Origin of the sequence: Mycobacterium sp. JS623, assembly GCF_000328565.1 — a bacterium.
In the GTDB taxonomy this organism is placed as follows: domain Bacteria; phylum Actinomycetota; class Actinomycetes; order Mycobacteriales; family Mycobacteriaceae; genus Mycobacterium.
Genome location: NC_019966.1, coordinates 4094818 through 4110584, shown reverse-complemented (window position 1 = coordinate 4110584; position 15767 = coordinate 4094818). Strand labels below are relative to the sequence as shown.

The window sequence follows — 15767 nt, the reverse complement described above, 5'->3', positions numbered from 1 at the left end:
CGTGCGGGTAACCCACGTTCGCGGCAGGGAGAGCCGCCGACGGCACTCCCGTAAGCTGGCTGTTTGTGACTTCACGACGGCGGCTGGGGGTGATGGGTGGGACGTTCGACCCCATCCACAACGGCCACCTGGTCGCGGCCAGTGAGGTGGCCGACCTGTTCGAGCTCGATGAAGTGGTGTTCGTGCCGACGGGCCAGCCCTGGCAGAAGCACCACCGCGGTGTCACGGCTGCCGAGGATCGCTACTTGATGACCGTCATCGCCACGGCGTCGAACCCGCGGTTTTCTGTCAGCCGGGTCGACATCGACCGCCGCGGCCCGACGTATACCAAGGACACGCTGCGCGACCTGCGAGCTGTGAACCCCGGCGCGGACCTGTACTTCATCACCGGCGCCGACGCACTGGCCTCGATCCTGTCGTGGCAGAACTGGGAGGAGATGTTCTCGATCGCCAAATTCGTCGGGGTCAGCAGGCCCGGCTACGAGCTGGACGGCAAGCACATCGCGGCGGCCCTGGCCGAGCTCCCTGCCGACGCATTGACGCTCGTCGAGGTGCCCGCGCTGGCGATCTCGTCGACCGACTGCCGCAAGCGCGCCGAGGAGAACCGGCCGATCTGGTACCTGGTGCCCGACGGCGTCGTCCAGTACGTCGCCAAACGACACCTCTACGCTGCCCAACCGATGACGAAGGACGCAGGCGAATGACCGCCACCGACGAAGCCGTCAAGATGGCCACCGTCGCGGCGCGCGCGGCCGCCTCCAAGCTCGCCCAAGACGTCGTCGTCATCGACGTTTCGGGACAGCTCGTCATCACCGACTGCTTTGTCATCGCATCGGCGTCCAACGAGCGCCAGGTCAACGCAATCGTCGATGAAGTCGAGGAGAAGATGCGCCTCGCCGGATACAAGCCCGCCCGTCGCGAAGGCGCCCGCGAAGGCCGGTGGACCCTGCTCGACTTCGTCGACATCGTCGTGCATATCCAGCACCAGGACGAGCGTGACTTCTACGCCCTCGACCGGTTGTGGCGCGACTGCCCAATCGTGCCCGTCGATCTGGACGCCGCGCCATGAGGGTGCGCCGGCTGGTGATGCTGCGGCACGGGCAGACCAACTACAACGCAGGCAGCCGGATGCAGGGCCAGCTCGACACCGAGCTGTCCGACCTGGGTCGCGATCAGGCCGCGGCCGCCGCGGAGGTGCTCGCGAAAAGGCAGCCCTTGGTCATCGTGTCGTCGGATCTGCGGCGCGCGTTGGACACTGCGGTCGCGTTAGGTGAGCGGTCGGGCCAGCCGGTGCTGGTCGACACCCGGCTACGCGAGACGCACCTGGGCGACTGGCAGGGCATGACGCATCTCGAGGTGGACGCCGCGGCCCCGGGGGCGCGACTGGCGTGGCGCGACGACGCCCGCTGGGCGCCGCACGGCGGCGAAAGCAGGGTCGACGTGGCGGCGCGCAGCATGCCGCTGCTGGCCGAGCTGATCGTCGACCAAACCGAGTGGGGCATCGACGATCCCGAACGGCCGGTGGTCCTGGTCGCGCACGGCGGACTGATCGCGGCGTTGACGGCGGCGCTGCTGGCGCTGCCTGTCGACAACTGGCCGGCGCTCGGCGGCATGGGCAACGCCAGCTGGGTGCAGCTGTCCGGGCACAGCGAGCCCGATGCCGTGCTAGAAGACATCCGCTGGCGACTCGATGTGTGGAACGCCTCGGCTCAGGTCGCCAACGATGTCCTCTAGAAAGAGCCTGTTGGTCTTCTGCGACTCGCTGTCCTACTACGGGCCGACCGGCGGACTACCCGCCGACGACCCGCGAATCTGGCCGAACATCGTTGCCACACAACTAGATTGGGACGTCGAGGTGATCGGTCGGATCGGCTGGACCTGCCGCGACATCTGGTGGGCCGCCACTCAAGACCCGCGGGCGTGGGCGGCACTCCCGCGAGCGGGCGCGGTGGTCTTCGCGACCGGCGGCATGGATTCGCTGCCGTCGCCGCTGCCCACCGCGTTGCGTGAGTTGATCCGGTACGTCCGGCCAGCTTGGCTGCGGCGCTGGGTGCGCGACGGCTACGGCTGGGCACAGCCGCGGCTGTCGCCGATCTCGCGCGCGGCCCTTCCGCCGCACGTTTCCGTCGAATACCTCGAAATGACCCGCGGGGCAATCGACTTCAACCGACCGGGGATACCGATCGTCGCGTCGCTGCCGTCAGTGCACATCGCGGAAACCTACGGAAAAGCGCATCACGGCCGCGAAGGCACCGCCAAGGCAATCACGGCATGGGCCGAAGAGCACGACGTGCCGCTCGTCGACCTCAAGGCGGCCGTGGAGGAGCACGTCATGGGCGGCCGTGGCAACCCCGACGGCATTCATTGGAACTTCGAGGCGCATCAGGCCGTTGCCGGGCTGATGCTCAAGGCTCTCGCCGAAGCGGGTGTGCAGCAAGAGGATTCGCGGTAGTCATGGCTGTCGTCGTGGTGACCGACTCGTCGTCCCGCCTTGGGTCCGACGAGCTCAAGGAGTACGACATCCGGCAGGTGCCGCTGCACGTCCTGGTCGACGGAATCGACCTGCGCGACGGCATCGACGACGTGCCCTACGACATTCACGACCGCCCAAAAGTCACGACGGCCGGTGCCACACCCGCGGAGCTTGCCGAGATCTACCAACAGGCGCTGACCGACAGCGACGGCGCCGGCGTTGTGGCCGTGCATCTTTCGGCGGCGCTGTCGAGCACTTACAGCGCGGCCGCACAGACGGCGCGGGACTTCGGCCCTGCGGTCCGGGTGGTGAACTCGCGCTCGGCGGCGATGGGTGTCGGGTTCGTCGCAGTGGCCGCGGCGCGCGCGGCTGCCTCGGGTGCTGACCTGGATGCCGTTGAGACAGCGGCCCGTTCGGCGCAATCGCGCGGGCATGTGTTCGTCGTGGTGCACCGGCTGGACAACTTGCGCCGCAGTGGACGGATCAGCAAGGGAGCGTCGCGGCTGGGCACGGCCTTGTCGCTGAAGCCGCTGCTGTGTCTCGACGTCGACGGGCACCTGGTACTCGATCAACGGATCCGCACCGTGACCAAGGCGCACATCGCGATGATCGACAAGGTCGCCGAGGTGGTAGGGGAGCGGCAGGCATCGATCGCCGTGCACCACGTCGACAACCACGATGCCGCCGACGAGATCGGCGCCGCGTTGACCACGCGCTTGCCTCAGATCGAGTCGCTCGTCGTCACCGACATGGGGCCAGTGTTGTCGATTCACGTGGGTGGCGGGGCGGTCGGCGTCGCCGTGCAACTGGCCGAGCAATGAGTCGCGTTCAGGTGGGTATTCGGGGCGTTCGCTGGGTACTCAAGCACGCGGCGGCCGTCGGCTCTCCAAGCGCGGTCGCGTCGCGTTCGCCGGTTCAGGTGAAATAATGATGAAGAGGTTTTGCACGGATGGAAGACCACCGGGGCGAGCGTGACCAGCTGAGCGAGCTGGCGGCGGCACGCGACCAGATGGAACAACTGGTGCGGGCGATCGTCGAGATCGGGTCCGACTTGGACCTGGACGTGACGCTGAAGCGGATCGTCAACGCCGCGATCGAGCTTGCCGGGGCCCGATATGGAGTGCTGGGGCTACGCGCACCCGACGGCACCCTTGTCTCGGGCGTTCACGCCGGGATCGATGACGAGACGGCACGTCGGCTCGGTGAGCTCCCCGTTGGCGACGGGCTGCGCCTCGATGACTTGACCGCGCATCCGCATGCCGGCCTGCTCGACACACACGAGCCACCGCTACGGGCACTGCTCGGGATACCAATTACGGTGCGCGGTAGCGACTTTGGAATTCTTTACCTAGCAGACGACAGGCCCGGCCGGGCGTTCTCCGATTCCCAGGAGAGCGCCGTGCGCGCACTAGCAACGGCGGCCGCGGCCGCCATCGACAATGCGCGACTCTTCGAGCGAGAACGCGAATCGGCGAAATGGACAAGCGCCAGTCGCGAGATCACCACCGCGCTGCTCTCCGGCGATCCCCAGATGGGGCCGTTGCAGCTCATCGTGAACAGAGCCCTCGAGCTGGCCGACGCCGAGCAGGCGATCTTGCTGGTGCCGAGGGAGCCTGACCTGCCAGAACAAGTCGACACCCTTGTCGTGGCTGCTACGGCGGGCCGGTACGCCTCGCAGGTGATGGGTCAGCAGGTTCCGATGGACGGCTCCACCACCGGCGGGGTGGCGCGTCGCGGTATACCGCTGATCACCGACTCCTTCCAATATCCGATCGAGGGATTCACGGATGTCGGCGAGCGGTCCGCGATCGTCATACCGCTGGTCGCCGACGGCAGGGTGCTGGGGGTGATCGCTGTCGCTCGCCAGCCGCAGCAGGCGCCGTTCGGCAACGACTACCTCGACCTCGTCAGTGACTTCGCCCGACACGCAGCGATCGCGTTGGCCCTGGCTGCAGGTCGCGAACATGCGCTCAACCAGGAACTCGCCCAAGCCGATACCGTCGAGGACGCGTTACGCGCGGCGGCGGAGGAACTTCGCCGACTGTGGCGGGCGCGCCTGGTAATGGCCGTCACCTTCACGACTCCGGGGGAGACCGCCGATGGCACACCGCGTGTCGTGTCGGTCGGCGAAGCCGCGACGTGGGGCGACCTGCCGCCTCAGACCCGACAGATGCTCAGCGAACTGCGCGACGGCGATCTGCTCAGCCCCCCGAACACCACCCTGCCGGGGACGGCGGGCATCGCGCTGCAGCACCCCGAGGGCGTGCTTGTGGTCTGGATCGAGCTGGCTGAGCAGCGGCCGTTCACCCTCGAGGATCAGACGTTGCTCACGGTGCTGGCGGGGCGCCTCGGCCAGGGTTTGCAGAGGGTGCACCAAGTGGACAAGCAGCGCGAAACCGCCCTGGCACTGCAACACGCCATCCTCGGTCCCGCGCACCTGCCTGGCGGATTCGCGGCGCGCTATCAGGCCGCGAGCCGGCCCCTTCAGGTGGGCGGTGACTGGTACGACATCGTCGACCTCGAGGACGGGCGCATCGCGCTGATCGTCGGGGACTGCGTCGGCCACGGTCTTGCCGCCGCCACCGTGATGGGCCAGGTGCGCAGCGCCTGCCGTGCGCTGCTGTTCAGCGACCCCAGTCCGGGTGCCGCCTTGGCGGGAATGGATCGCTTCGCCGCTCGGCTCCCCGGCGCCCAATGCACAACGGTTGTCTGCGGGGTGCTCAATCCAGAGACTGGCGAACTCGTGTACTCCAGCGCCGGGCACCCGCCGCCCATCCTCGTCGACGCCGACGGCGCAGTTCGGATCCTGGAGGATGGCCACACCATTGCGTTAGGAGTACGACCCAATAGGCCCCGCCCCGAAGCACGGGTGACTGTCCCACCGCGCGCGACTCTGCTGCTTTACACCGACGGTCTGATCGAACGTCGCGGACTAGGGCTCGACGACGGTATCGCCCGAGTCGCCGAGGTCGTTCGGGACGGCCGCACGTCCACACTGGATGATCTGGCGAACCAGATCATGTCCGGTGTCGCGCCCGCTGGCGGGTATCAGGACGACGTGGTCGTGTTGCTCTACCGGCACCCAAGCCCACTTGAGCTTGAATTTCCCGCCCACGCAAGCCAACTCGCGCCTGCCCGGCACGCCCTACGCGGCTGGCTGAAACGAGCCCTGGTGAATCCGGATCAAAGTATGGACGTCCTCATCGCTGTGGGGGAGGCCGTCGCCAACGCGATCGAGCATGGCCACCGCGACAATCCAGGGGGAATCATCAGCGTGGGCGGGACGGCAATGGTCGACCGGGTGCAATTGACCGTCACTGACAGCGGCTCGTGGAAACCTCCTCAGCCGGCGAGAGATTCCACTCGCGGTCGCGGCATCGCGCTGATGCGCGCGCTCATGCAGGAGGTCGCCATCGACCCTGGCGTTGCCGGTACCACTGTCCACCTGACGGCGAGGATCGGCTGATGTCCGCCGCGCTCACCCTCGACACCACGTGTCGAGGCGACGGGACGCTTGTGCTCATCGCGGTTGGAGAAATCGACCTCAGCAACATCGACGCCTTCAGCCAGGCGCTCACCGATTCCACTGCGAAGGCAGCTGCCAGCGGCGAACGGCTCACCGTCGACCTGACTGCAGTCGAATACCTCGACAGCGCTGCCATCAACGCGCTGTACCACGTCGCCGACCACATCCATCTCATCGTCCATCCCGTGCTGATCCGCAGCCTCACTATCAGCGGCCTGGCCGAGCTGGTCACCATCGAATCGGCGGCGACATTCGACGACCGTTGATCACCCGCATTGGTAAGTGGTAGCTTACGGTTCGTGCAGACTTACCAAGACGACGTCTGGGTGGCGCTCGCTGACCGCACCCGGCGCTCGATCGTGGAACGTCTCGCGCACGGGCCGATGGCAGTGGGCGAACTCGCCCGTGACCTGCCCGTCAGCAGGCCCGCGGTATCGCAACATCTCAAAGTCCTCAAACGTGCCGGGCTGGTGCGCGACCGCGCCGCAGGCACACGACGGGTCTATCAGTTGGACCCGACTGGGCTCGAAGCGTTGCGCGCCGACCTCGACCGGTTCTGGGTGCAGGCGTTGGCCGGTTTCAAAGACACCGTCGAGGATCTGGAAGGAGAGGAATCATGACGCAAGCGCGACCCGTAAGCATCCGTCACGACGTCGTCGTCAACGCCCCACTCGACCGTGCATTTCGCGTGTTCACCGAGAGGTTCGGCGACTTCAAGCCGCGCGAACACAATCTGCTGAGCGTTCCCATCGTCGAGACAGTGTTGGAGGGCCGCGTCGGCGGACACATCTATGACCGCGGCGAGGACGGCAGCCTGTGCAAGTGGGCGAGAATCGTCGCCTTCGAGCCGCCGAACCGCGTCGTCTTCACCTGGGACATCGGGCCGACTTGGCGGCTGGAAACCGACCCGGCCCACACGAGCGAGGTCGAAGTCCGCTTCACCGCGGAGTCTGCCGAGCGCACGCGCGTCGAGTTGGAGCACCGCCATATCGAACGCCACGGTGACGGGTGGGAGTCGGTCGCAGCGGGCGTCGACGGCGATGCCGGCTGGCCGCTGTACCTGGGCCGCTACGCCGACCTCTTCGGTCAGTGACGCCGACGATGGAGATGGCGCGCGCCGAACGCGAACAGTTCGCCGCGCTGTTGGAGGGTTTGACTCCAGAGCAGTGGGACAGCCCGACGCTGTGTGATCGGTGGCGGGTCCGCGACGTCGTCGCTCATGTGATCGGATACGACGCACTGAGCCCCGGACAGCTGTTGCGGCGCATGGCAAAAGGCCTCGTAACTCGTGGCGGAGCCAACGCATTGGGCGTCGCGGAATATTCACTCACGTCGGCCGAGGAGCTGACCGCGCTGATGCGGCAATACGCCGTTCCGCGCGGCTTGACGTCGGGCTTCGGCGGCAAGATTGCGCTCACCGACGGGATGATCCACCAGCAGGACATCCGAAGACCGCTCGGAATTCCGCGCACCATACCCGACGAATCATTGCGGACCGCACTGGATTTCACCATATGGGCGCCGCGTCTGTTGGGTGCCCTGCAGGCGCGCGGCGTTCGCCTGGTGGCCACCGACGTCGACTGGGCGTACGGCAAGGGGCCAGAGGTGCGGGGCAGCGGAGAGGCAGTGTTGATGGCCATGGCGGGCCGCCGTGCCGCTCTCGACGACCTTAACGGGCCCGGCAAAGCCAAACTGGCCCAACGATTCTGAGCTAGCCGCCGAAACGGCCGGTGATCGGCGGCAGATCCTTCAGCGTCACGATGCCGGGCGGGGCCGCAACGACGGCAGGCACCGCGTTCGTCACCGGCATCGCGGTGTAGATCATGCCGAGGCCCATGAACCCTGGCTCGGTCCAGTCCTTCGGCGGCAGGCAGTGCAGCACGGTGCGCATGTTGGGCAGCCCGAACACCTGGATGACGTGGCCGTGCTCCAGCGGCTTCGGCGGGGTGACATGGTCGCCCATGGTCCAGTTGAACCCGACGCTGACGACGTTGCGGTCGCCGACCCATCCGCGGTGATAGCCGTAGACGCTGCCGACCGTGCCCTCCGGGATCTGCATGAATCCCAGGTCGGTGTCACCGGTGGCCGCCGTGAACTGCACGTCGAATGTCATCCGATCGAGCTTGGCGCCGATCGCGTCGGCCATCATCGCGGCCGACTCGGCGAACACTTCGCTTTCGCGCCGCACGCTCTCGGCAAGACCTGGCGTATCGGGGTCCTGCGAGAACCCCATCGCGGTTTGCGTACCCGCCGATTCGTAGGTCGAGCAGTCCACCGACTCGGTGATCCGGATTTCGTCGACCCGTTCGCACGACCCGCTCAGCACCATGCCGACCAGGTTGGTCATCCCGGGATGCGCGCCGCTACCGAAAATCGTGGAATTGCCCTTCTCGCAAGCCTTTCGGACGCGTTCCAGGTCTTCGGGTGACTGCTTGCCCCCGGTGATCCACGCCGCGCTGGAGCACACGTTGACGCCGGCCTCCAGCAGCCGGGCCAGCTCGTCGATGTTCGGCCACAGCGGGTTGTAACAACACGCGTCGGGCTTCAGCGCGAGCAACGCATCGATGTCGTTGGTGGCCGTGATCCCGGTCGGCTCGGGCCAGCCGGCGAGCTCACCGGCGTCGACGCCGACCTTGTCGGCGCCGTGCGCGTACACGCCGACCAGCTCCATGTCGTCCCGCCCGATGATCGCGTGCAGCGACCGCCGCCCGATATTGCCGGTGGTCCATTGGATGACGCGTATGGGTCTGCTCATTCGCAGCAATCTACATGTGGGTGCCGCCGTCGATGCGGACCTCTGTTCCGGTGACGAAGTAGGCGTCCGACGAGGCGAGCATCGCGACGACAGCGGCGACGGCGTCCGGCTTGGCGAACATCCCGCCGTCATCGAGCGGCAGCACCGGGGTGATCTTGCCGAACAGCGAAAAATCCGCATCGGCAGGTAGTCCGGGGCCGATGCTCTGCTTGGATTCGCCGATGCCGTCGGTCATTCCCGACGAAATCGAGCCCGGCTGAACCGAATTGAACCGTATCCGCTCCTTGGCGAACTCCAGCGCGAGGGCGTGCGTCATCGCTTGGACGCCCGCCTTGGACGCGGCGTACGCCGACATGTACGGATGCGAGAAGGACGCCGAGGTTGAGCTGAAGTTGACGACCGCCGGATCATTGCCGTCGCGCAACGAAGGCAGAGCCGCGCGGATCATCAGGAAGGTGCCGACGAGGTTGATCCGCAACACCTGCTCGAAGTCGGCAAGCGTGGTGTCCAGGAAGTGCGACGACCGCAGGATTCCGGCTGCGTTGATGAGGGCATCCAGACCTCCGAGCGCTTCGACCGCCTCGGCAACGCCCTCCGTGACGGACTCCTCGCTCGCGACGTCGAGGACCACAGTGCTCAGCCGATCTGCGTGCGAGTCGGCCTTGGCGACAGTGTCTTTCAAGCCGGACTCGCTGATGTCGGCCGCGACGACGCGGCCACCTTCGTCGAGAATCCGCAGCACGGTGGCCTGCCCGATGCCGGATCCGGCGCCGGTGATCAGCACGCGACGGTCGGCGTACCGCTCGAGAGATGCCATAGTCAGTTCCTCCTGGGTGAGATATGAGTCGCCATATGAAGTGCGGCGAGGTGGCTGAACAACATCGACGCTCCGATGGGGATGCCGCCGCCCGGATAGACGGCGCCGGTCACCGCGGCCATCGTGTTGCCCGCGGCATAGAGTCCACGGATCGGGTTGCCGTCGGTGTCGAGCACGCGGGCGTGGCTGTCGGTGACGAGGCCGCCCTTGGTGCCCAGATCGGAGAGCCCGAACGCGGCGGCGTGATAGGGCGCCTTGTCGATCGACACCATCGGTGACTTGCCGCCCGAAAACGCGCGGTCATAGGCCTCGTCGCCGCGCCCGAAGTCGTCGTCGACGCCCGCTGCGACGAACTCGTTGTAGCGCTTCATCGTCTCGACGAGGTTGTCGGCATCGACTCCGATCTTGGCCGCGAGTTCGGGCAGCGTGTCCCCGGTGTGCCACAGGCCGGCGTCGACGTAGCGCTCGGGGTCGACCATCGACACATTAGTGGCCTTCACGGGCGGGACAAGTCCTTCGCGGTCGTCGTAGATCATCCAGAACGGCAATGTCATTGCACCACTGGAGATCTGGTCGATGATTGCCTTGCCGATCCGGTCGTAAGGTGCGGATTCGTTGACGAAACGCTTGCCATTCTGACCGACGAAGATGCCGCCGGTGAACCACAGCGAGAATGCGGAGCGTCCGTCGGGATGGCTGAACCCGGGCGACCACCAGGCCTGGTCCATCAGGTCGGTCGCAGCGCCTGCGGCGATGCCGGCCTGCAGCGCCAGGCCGAGATTGCCTGGCGCGCCCATGGTGTCCCGGGCATCCCCGGGCACACCAAAGCGTTGGCGCAGGGCGGGATTGTTCTCGAAGCCGCCCGCGGCCAGAAGCACGCCGGCGCGGGCGCGGATGGTGCGGCGTCGACCGTCCTGCTCGACCACTGCGCCGAGGACGCAGCCGTCGGACGTGACCAACTCGACCAGCGGGCTGTTGAGATTAACCGAGGCACGCGGGTACGACGTGATCGCTGCGAGAAACCGGCCGATCAGCGCCCGCCCTCCGATCAGATACTTCGGCACGTCCGCGCCCAGACGCTCCCTGTCCAACGGGCCGCGAATCCGGTCGGCCAGCTCGCCAAGGCGTTGGGCGGGAAGCGGTTTCATGACGGTGTGCCGCATCCCGTCGATGCGCGCGTGCGGTAGCCGACCGTAGTAATCGGGCCACGGCAGGATGTCGAACTCGAAGCGTTCGTCGTCTTCGAGGTAGGCGATCAGCTCGGCGCCGCCGTACACATATGCACGCTGCAACTCCACCGGAGTGCGGTCGCCGACTGCGGCATGGAAGTAGGCGAACGCGTCGTCGAGGGTGTCGTCGGCACCGGCCCGGCGCAGGACCGGGTTACACGGAAACCACATGCCCCCGCCGCCGGAGTACGCGGTGGTGCCGCCGAACAGTTCGCTGGCCTCCACGACCATGACCGATAGGCCTTCGCGGGCGGCGGTGTACGCGCCGACCAGCCCGCCGCCGGATCCGGCAACGATCACGTCGGTTTCGTCGGCCCAAGTCGTCAATGCCCGGCTCTCTTCGGATGGATGAACACGCCCTCAGCTTGAACGGTGATGCCCTCCGCGTCAGCGATATGCCCGACTGCGAATGTCTTCGATCCCTCCGTCCGCTCGACGTGCGCCTCCGCACGCAGCTGCTGTCCGAGGGGAGTGCCGCGCACATACCGCAGCGTCAGCGTGCCGGTGTAGGCGGGCCTACCGGGCAGATGCGCGGTCGCGCCCAAAACGTGGTCGAGGATCAACGCGCAGACACCGCCGTGAACCATCCCTGGCGGTCCCTCGTAGGCGGCGCCCAGAAGGAAGTCTGTGTGCACCACGCCGTCCGCACCATCGTGAATCACCAGGGGAGGAGCGACCGGATTGCGTACGCCAATGACGACATTGCCCAAGGCGATAGATCGTCCGTCGGGTGTGGACTGCACGCCGAATGATCCCGGCATCAACGCAGCACTCGATTGTGCTGTAGCCGAGTCGATATCATCCTTCGCCGCCGTGATCGTCGCCGCATCCGCTTCGGTGCGAATGGTCGCGTCTATGAGCCGACGCACCGATGCAGTGAGCGTTTCGTGGGTCGTCACGCGAATCCTCCGTAGCTGGCACGCAATGCCGGTCTCCACCCCGCTGGTGATCGACCCAAGCCTTCGCCACCGGGCTGGACAGCGGCAACAGGATGTCCCGGCCAGCGGTGAGTGACTCCTGCGGCTGTGACCAGTGTTGTTAGTCTGAAAACGTGGAAGACAACGAGCAGCCGGGCAAGCCGAATCTGGCGGGCACCAGCTGGGCGCTGTTAGGCATGCTCTCCTATGAGTACGAGCTCTCGGGCTATGACATCCGAAAGTGGATCGACTGGAGCATGCGGTTCTTCTATGGGAGTCCGGCCTACAGCCAGATCTACTCCGAACTCAAGAAGCTTGAGCAACTCGGGTTGGTGACGTCGCGCGTCGAGAACAGCAGCGGGGCGCGTAACCGGAGACTGTACAAGATCACGCAAGCGGGCCTGGAAGCGGCAACCAAGTGGGCGAACGAGGCGCCCCTCGACCCGCCGGTGCTCAAGCACACCCCCCTGCTGCGGGTGACCCTGGCACATCTGACCACCCCGGCGAGGCTGAAAGAGCTTCTGCAGGAACACCTGGCTTACGCCGACGACATGCACCGCAAGGCGGCCAAGGACGCGAAGTGGGCCGGCGCCGACCCGTCGTGGGCGTACGCGCGTGTCGCGCTGCAGTGGGCCGAGCGGTACTACGCCAACGAGCGCGAGCTGACCTTGAAAATGATCAAGGAGCTCGACGAGGCGGAGGCCACGTTCCCCCGCGCCGGTGACGATGGACGTGTGGGGATCCCTTGGCCTGCACCGGAATACTGGTACGAGGTCGAAAAGAAGGCCGACGCCGAAGACGCGGACTGACTACTTTGCCGCTGCGTCAAGCGCTGCGATATAGCCGAAAACCAAGCCCTGTGCGATCGTCGCGCCCGCACCGGGATACGTGGTTCCGAAGGCGTTGGCCGCCGTGTTGCCGATGGCGTACAGCCCCTCGATGACACTGCCGTCCTCTCGCAGCACCCTGGCGCGTTCGTCGGCCCGTAGGCCGCCGCAGGTGCCCAAGTCGCTGAGCACCATCTTCACCGCGTAGAACGGCCCTTGGTCCAGTGCACGCAGATTCGGGTTCGGGGTGACGGTGGGATCGCCGTAGTAACGGTCATAGGCGCTTCGTCCACGATGAAAATCTGAATCCTCTCCGGCACCAGACATTTCGTTGAACCGGTATACGGTGGCGAGCAACGTCTCGTGGGAGACACCGATCAAGCGTCCAAGTTCGGCGATGCTGTCCGACCCGTGCGCTATGCCTGCGTCATACCAGGCCTGGGGGATGCGCATACGTGGAAATAGTTCGGCGCCAAACACATAGCTGTTGCGATACTTCTGGTCGAACACGATCCACATCGACTCGACGGGCGTGCCGGCGCGTTCGAGCTCTAGCAGTCGCTGCCCGAATGACATGTAGTCGGTCGCCTCGTTGACGAACCGGTTGCCGCTTTGGTCGACGATCAGCGAACCCGGAAGCGATCGCTCGGCCAGCATCACCACCGGCGCGCCGCCAGGTAACGGGGCGACGGCAGGAAACCACCAAGCTTGGTCCATGAGATCGATTCCGGCACCGGCGTCTTGGGCGATTCGGATCGCGTCGCCGGTGTTGGTCTCGGCGCCGAGGCTGGCGTGCTCGCCGAGCGATTCGGATTGAAACTTCCACCGCATATCCATGCTGTGATCGAAACCGCCTGCGGCCAAGACAATCCCGCGTCGAGCCTTCACGGTGACTTCGCGCCCATCGTGATCCACCACCGCGCCGGTGACCCGGCCGCCATCGGTGGTCAACCGCATCAATGCGGTTTCCGTCCAGACACCGATGCCCGCCCGTAGTACACCGGCGAACAGACCCGCCGCCAATGCCTGTCCGCCTGCGGTATAGCGCCGGCCGAGCAGCAGGCCGCCCACCCCTTGGCTCAGACGCTTGGCGATGAGCGGCACACCCTTGCGAGGTACCCGAGCCATCAGGTTCATCCACCGGTAATCCGCACCGGTGGTCGGCATCGGAATCTTCGCCTCCATGATCCCGGGGCGCAGTCGCGAACGATATTCACCGAGTACCGAAAGGTCGAACGGCTTGCACTCGCAGGTCCGCCCCGCTGCCGCTCCGCCGGGCTGTTCCGGGTGATAGTCGGAGTAGTCCCGCGCCCAAATGAACTTCATCGGCGTGGTGCGCCGCAGCATGTCCACCGTCTCGGCGAGATGGGCAAGGAATCCCGTGGACCGTTGCCGTGGCGCGGTGCCGGCGACGACGGACTCCAGATACCTACTTGCACGTGGCAACGTGTCGCCGGCGCCGTTCTCCTCGAGGACCGGGCTCGCTGGCAGCCATAGGGCGCCGCCGGACCGCGCGGTGGACCCGCCGACGTAGGCCGACTTCTCGACGATCAGCACGTTCAGGCCGCGCTCGGCGGCCGCCAGCGCCGCGGCCATGCCCGTGCCCGAGCCGACGACCAAGAAGTCAACAGTCGTATCGCGGACTGGTAGGCCCGCGGGAATGGCGGCACGTTGAGCAGTCGTCACGTGTTTGACGGTAAGTCGCAGGATCGGCCCGGCGGTGGGTATCTCCCTTCCAGCGGGACGATCGGCTTCGTAAGCGGTCCCGCGGTTGTAGAACAAGGTCATGACGTTGCAGTCAGATACTGACGAGATTCGGCAGATTGAGGCAGAAGCCGCCCCCACGCGGTTCGCCCGCGGCTGGCATTGCCTTGGCTTGACCAGGGATTTCGGCGACGGCACGCCCCACGGGATCACTGCGTTCGGCAAGAAGTTGGTGGTGTTCCGCAGCGGGGACGGCAAGATCAACGTGCTCGACGGCTACTGCCGTCACATGGGCGGCGACCTGACCCAGGGCGAGGTGAAGGGCGACGAGATCGCGTGCCCGTTCCACGACTGGCGCTGGGGGGGCGACGGCCGATGCAAAAAGGTGCCGTACAGCAAGCGGGTGCCAAAGCTCGCGCGGACAGCCACCTGGGCCACCCTCGAGCAGGACGGCATGTTGTTCGTGTGGAACGACCCCGAGCGTAAACCGCCGCCGCGAGACGTGAGCATTCCCCGGATCGACGGCGCCACTAGCGACGAGTGGACCGATTGGCATTGGTACACCACGGTCGTCAACACCAACTGCCGCGAGATCATCGACAATGTCGTCGACATGGCGCACTTCTTCTACATTCACGGATCGCTGCCGACACACTTCAAGAACATCTTTGAAGGCCATGTCGCGACGCAGTACATGAACGGCGAGGGTCGCCCGGACATCGGTGACCCCGGGGAATCGACACTCCTTGGAACTACTTCAGTAGCATCGTATTTCGGTCCATCGTTCATGATCGACGACCTGACCTACCACTATGAAGACGCCGATCACAAGACAATACTGATCAATTGCCACTATCCGATCGACGCGAATTCCTTTGTGCTGCAGTACGGCATCATTGTGAAGAAGTCGGACGCGCTGCCCGGGGACGCGGCGTTGCAGACCGCGATCAGTCTCGGCGATTTTGTCAAGATGGGTTTCGAACAGGACGTCGAGATCTGGAAGAACAAGGCACGCGTAGACAATCCACTGCTGTGCGAGGAGGACGGACCGGTCTATCAACTTCGGCGCTGGTATGAGCAGTTCTACGTCGACGTTGCGGATGTACAGCCCGATATGACGGATCGCTTCGAATACGAACTCGACACCACCAGCCCGAACGAGGAGTGGATGAAGGTCGTCGAGGCCAACCTCGCCGCGAAGTCGGTTGCAGGAACAACGTGATGACCGTCCGGCCCGACAATCGTCTCGCCGAAACTCCGATGGCCCCGGTGGCTTGCGGCCGGTGCGGAGCCCGCGTCTTGGCCCGCAAGAGCAGCTGGAATCAGACCAGCGTTCAGTGGAATGCCGAGGCATTCGCGCGGTGCCTCGAACGACGCGACGCCGAGAACTTGGCGGGGCATGCGGACCGCGGGTTGTTCCTGGCCTGTTCAGCGCTCAGCGGTTCGATCCTCGACGCGGTGCGCCACGGTGATTTGCCGGTGGTCGACGAAACGGTGCCGGTGACGACGTAACTTCGTA

The 15767-nt window shown here is 65.8% G+C and carries 18 protein-coding genes; 13 read left to right on the top strand and 5 right to left on the bottom strand.

The features are described 5' to 3' along the window. Positions 1-83: 83 nt before the first annotated feature. From nadD to MYCSM_RS20160, 10 genes are all read left to right on the top strand, one after another. Positions 84-704 carry a nicotinate-nucleotide adenylyltransferase gene (gene nadD, locus MYCSM_RS20205; RefSeq protein ID WP_257720761.1) on the top strand — a complete coding sequence of 207 codons (621 nt, stop codon included), beginning with the start codon at positions 84-86 and terminating at the stop codon, positions 702-704. Continuing rightward, positions 701-1069 (top strand): ribosome silencing factor, encoded by a 369-nt coding sequence (gene rsfS, locus MYCSM_RS20200; RefSeq protein WP_015308018.1) that lies wholly within the window; start codon positions 701-703, stop codon positions 1067-1069. The genes nadD and rsfS overlap by 4 nt, the downstream gene beginning before the upstream one ends. Beyond that, positions 1066-1734 (top strand): glucosyl-3-phosphoglycerate phosphatase, encoded by a 669-nt coding sequence (gpgP, locus tag MYCSM_RS20195; protein ID WP_015308017.1) that lies wholly within the window; start codon positions 1066-1068, stop codon positions 1732-1734. Before rsfS ends, gpgP begins: the two co-directional genes overlap by 4 nt. Further along, the gene (gene octT, locus MYCSM_RS20190; RefSeq protein ID WP_015308016.1) at positions 1724-2452 is read left to right on the top strand and encodes a diglucosylglycerate octanoyltransferase; all 729 of its coding nucleotides are present in this window, start codon (positions 1724-1726) and stop codon (positions 2450-2452) included. Before gpgP ends, octT begins: the two co-directional genes overlap by 11 nt. A 2-nt stretch (positions 2453-2454) precedes the next feature. After that, entirely contained in the window at positions 2455-3294 is an 840-nt protein-coding gene (locus tag MYCSM_RS20185; protein ID WP_015308015.1) for a DegV family protein, read from the top strand. A 128-nt stretch (positions 3295-3422) separates the two neighbouring features. Further along, entirely contained in the window at positions 3423-5939 is a 2517-nt protein-coding gene (locus tag MYCSM_RS20180; protein WP_015308014.1) for a SpoIIE family protein phosphatase, read from the top strand. After that, positions 5939-6265, top strand: a complete 327-nt coding sequence (locus tag MYCSM_RS20175) for an STAS domain-containing protein (RefSeq protein ID WP_015308013.1) — start codon at positions 5939-5941, stop codon at positions 6263-6265. Before MYCSM_RS20180 ends, MYCSM_RS20175 begins: the two co-directional genes overlap by 1 nt. Before the next feature lie 33 nt (positions 6266-6298). After that, a complete protein-coding gene (locus MYCSM_RS20170) occupies positions 6299-6619 on the top strand; it encodes an ArsR/SmtB family transcription factor (protein WP_015308012.1) in 321 nt (106 codons plus the stop codon). Next, complete coding sequence (locus tag MYCSM_RS20165) at positions 6616-7092, top strand: SRPBCC family protein (RefSeq protein ID WP_015308011.1); 477 nt, start codon at positions 6616-6618, stop codon at positions 7090-7092. Before MYCSM_RS20170 ends, MYCSM_RS20165 begins: the two co-directional genes overlap by 4 nt. Positions 7093-7100: 8 nt before the next feature. Beyond that, positions 7101-7709, top strand: coding sequence for a maleylpyruvate isomerase family mycothiol-dependent enzyme (locus MYCSM_RS20160; RefSeq protein ID WP_015308010.1), 609 nt, complete (start codon positions 7101-7103; stop codon positions 7707-7709). A gap of 1 nt (position 7710) precedes the next feature. Here MYCSM_RS20160 and MYCSM_RS20155 read toward each other — a convergent pair whose 3' ends face one another. From MYCSM_RS20155 to MYCSM_RS20140, 4 genes are read right to left on the bottom strand one after another with little or no spacing between them, the layout of a single operon-like run. Continuing rightward, positions 7711-8754, bottom strand: coding sequence for an NAD(P)H-dependent amine dehydrogenase family protein (locus tag MYCSM_RS20155; RefSeq protein WP_015308009.1), 1044 nt, complete (start codon positions 8752-8754; stop codon positions 7711-7713). Between the two features lie 10 nt (positions 8755-8764). Continuing rightward, complete coding sequence (locus MYCSM_RS20150) at positions 8765-9571, bottom strand: SDR family NAD(P)-dependent oxidoreductase (RefSeq protein ID WP_015308008.1); 807 nt, start codon at positions 9569-9571, stop codon at positions 8765-8767. Between the two features lie 2 nt (positions 9572-9573). After that, entirely contained in the window at positions 9574-11127 is a 1554-nt protein-coding gene (locus MYCSM_RS20145; RefSeq protein WP_015308007.1) for an FAD-binding protein, read from the bottom strand. Next, positions 11124-11699 carry a PaaI family thioesterase gene (locus MYCSM_RS20140; protein WP_015308006.1) on the bottom strand — a complete coding sequence of 192 codons (576 nt, stop codon included), beginning with the start codon at positions 11697-11699 and terminating at the stop codon, positions 11124-11126. Before MYCSM_RS20140 ends, MYCSM_RS20145 begins: the two co-directional genes overlap by 4 nt. 152 nt (positions 11700-11851) lie before the next feature. Between MYCSM_RS20140 and MYCSM_RS20135 the strand changes: the two genes are divergently transcribed. Further along, positions 11852-12526 (top strand): helix-turn-helix transcriptional regulator, encoded by a 675-nt coding sequence (locus MYCSM_RS20135; protein ID WP_015308005.1) that lies wholly within the window; start codon positions 11852-11854, stop codon positions 12524-12526. Here the strand turns inward: MYCSM_RS20135 and MYCSM_RS20130 are convergent, their stop codons facing one another. Continuing rightward, positions 12527-14230: a 3-ketosteroid-delta-1-dehydrogenase gene (locus MYCSM_RS20130; protein WP_015308004.1), complete on the bottom strand. Its 1704-nt coding sequence runs from the start codon at positions 14228-14230 to the stop codon at positions 12527-12529. 100 nt (positions 14231-14330) lie between these two features. Here MYCSM_RS20130 and MYCSM_RS20125 point away from each other — a divergent pair, with 100 nt between their 5' ends. Both MYCSM_RS20125 and MYCSM_RS20120 read left to right on the top strand, forming a co-directional pair. Next, on the top strand, positions 14331-15470 hold the full coding sequence (locus MYCSM_RS20125) for a Rieske 2Fe-2S domain-containing protein (protein ID WP_041312464.1): 1140 nt from the start codon (positions 14331-14333) through the stop codon (positions 15468-15470). Continuing rightward, positions 15470-15760, top strand: coding sequence for a hypothetical protein (locus MYCSM_RS20120; RefSeq protein WP_015308002.1), 291 nt, complete (start codon positions 15470-15472; stop codon positions 15758-15760). The genes MYCSM_RS20125 and MYCSM_RS20120 overlap by 1 nt, the downstream gene beginning before the upstream one ends. Positions 15761-15767: the final 7 nt, after the last annotated feature.

What these genes read in the sequence shown, in the direction of transcription:
- rsfS (WP_015308018.1), top strand. Translation starts at nt 701, where the DNA reads ATGACCGCCACCGACGAAGCCGTCAAGATGGCCACCGTCGCGGCGCGC.
- gpgP (WP_015308017.1), top strand. Translation starts at nt 1,066, where the DNA reads ATGAGGGTGCGCCGGCTGGTGATGCTGCGGCACGGGCAGACCAACTAC.
- octT (WP_015308016.1), top strand. Translation starts at nt 1,724, where the DNA reads ATGTCCTCTAGAAAGAGCCTGTTGGTCTTCTGCGACTCGCTGTCCTAC.
- MYCSM_RS20185 (WP_015308015.1), top strand. Translation starts at nt 2,455, where the DNA reads ATGGCTGTCGTCGTGGTGACCGACTCGTCGTCCCGCCTTGGGTCCGAC.
- MYCSM_RS20180 (WP_015308014.1), top strand. Translation starts at nt 3,423, where the DNA reads ATGGAAGACCACCGGGGCGAGCGTGACCAGCTGAGCGAGCTGGCGGCG.
- MYCSM_RS20175 (WP_015308013.1), top strand. Translation starts at nt 5,939, where the DNA reads ATGTCCGCCGCGCTCACCCTCGACACCACGTGTCGAGGCGACGGGACG.
- MYCSM_RS20165 (WP_015308011.1), top strand. Translation starts at nt 6,616, where the DNA reads ATGACGCAAGCGCGACCCGTAAGCATCCGTCACGACGTCGTCGTCAAC.
- MYCSM_RS20160 (WP_015308010.1), top strand. Translation starts at nt 7,101, where the DNA reads ATGGAGATGGCGCGCGCCGAACGCGAACAGTTCGCCGCGCTGTTGGAG.
- MYCSM_RS20155 (WP_015308009.1), bottom strand. Translation starts at nt 8,754, where the DNA reads ATGAGCAGACCCATACGCGTCATCCAATGGACCACCGGCAATATCGGG.
- MYCSM_RS20150 (WP_015308008.1), bottom strand. Translation starts at nt 9,571, where the DNA reads ATGGCATCTCTCGAGCGGTACGCCGACCGTCGCGTGCTGATCACCGGC.
- MYCSM_RS20125 (WP_041312464.1), top strand. Translation starts at nt 14,331, where the DNA reads ATGACGTTGCAGTCAGATACTGACGAGATTCGGCAGATTGAGGCAGAA.
- MYCSM_RS20120 (WP_015308002.1), top strand. Translation starts at nt 15,470, where the DNA reads ATGACCGTCCGGCCCGACAATCGTCTCGCCGAAACTCCGATGGCCCCG.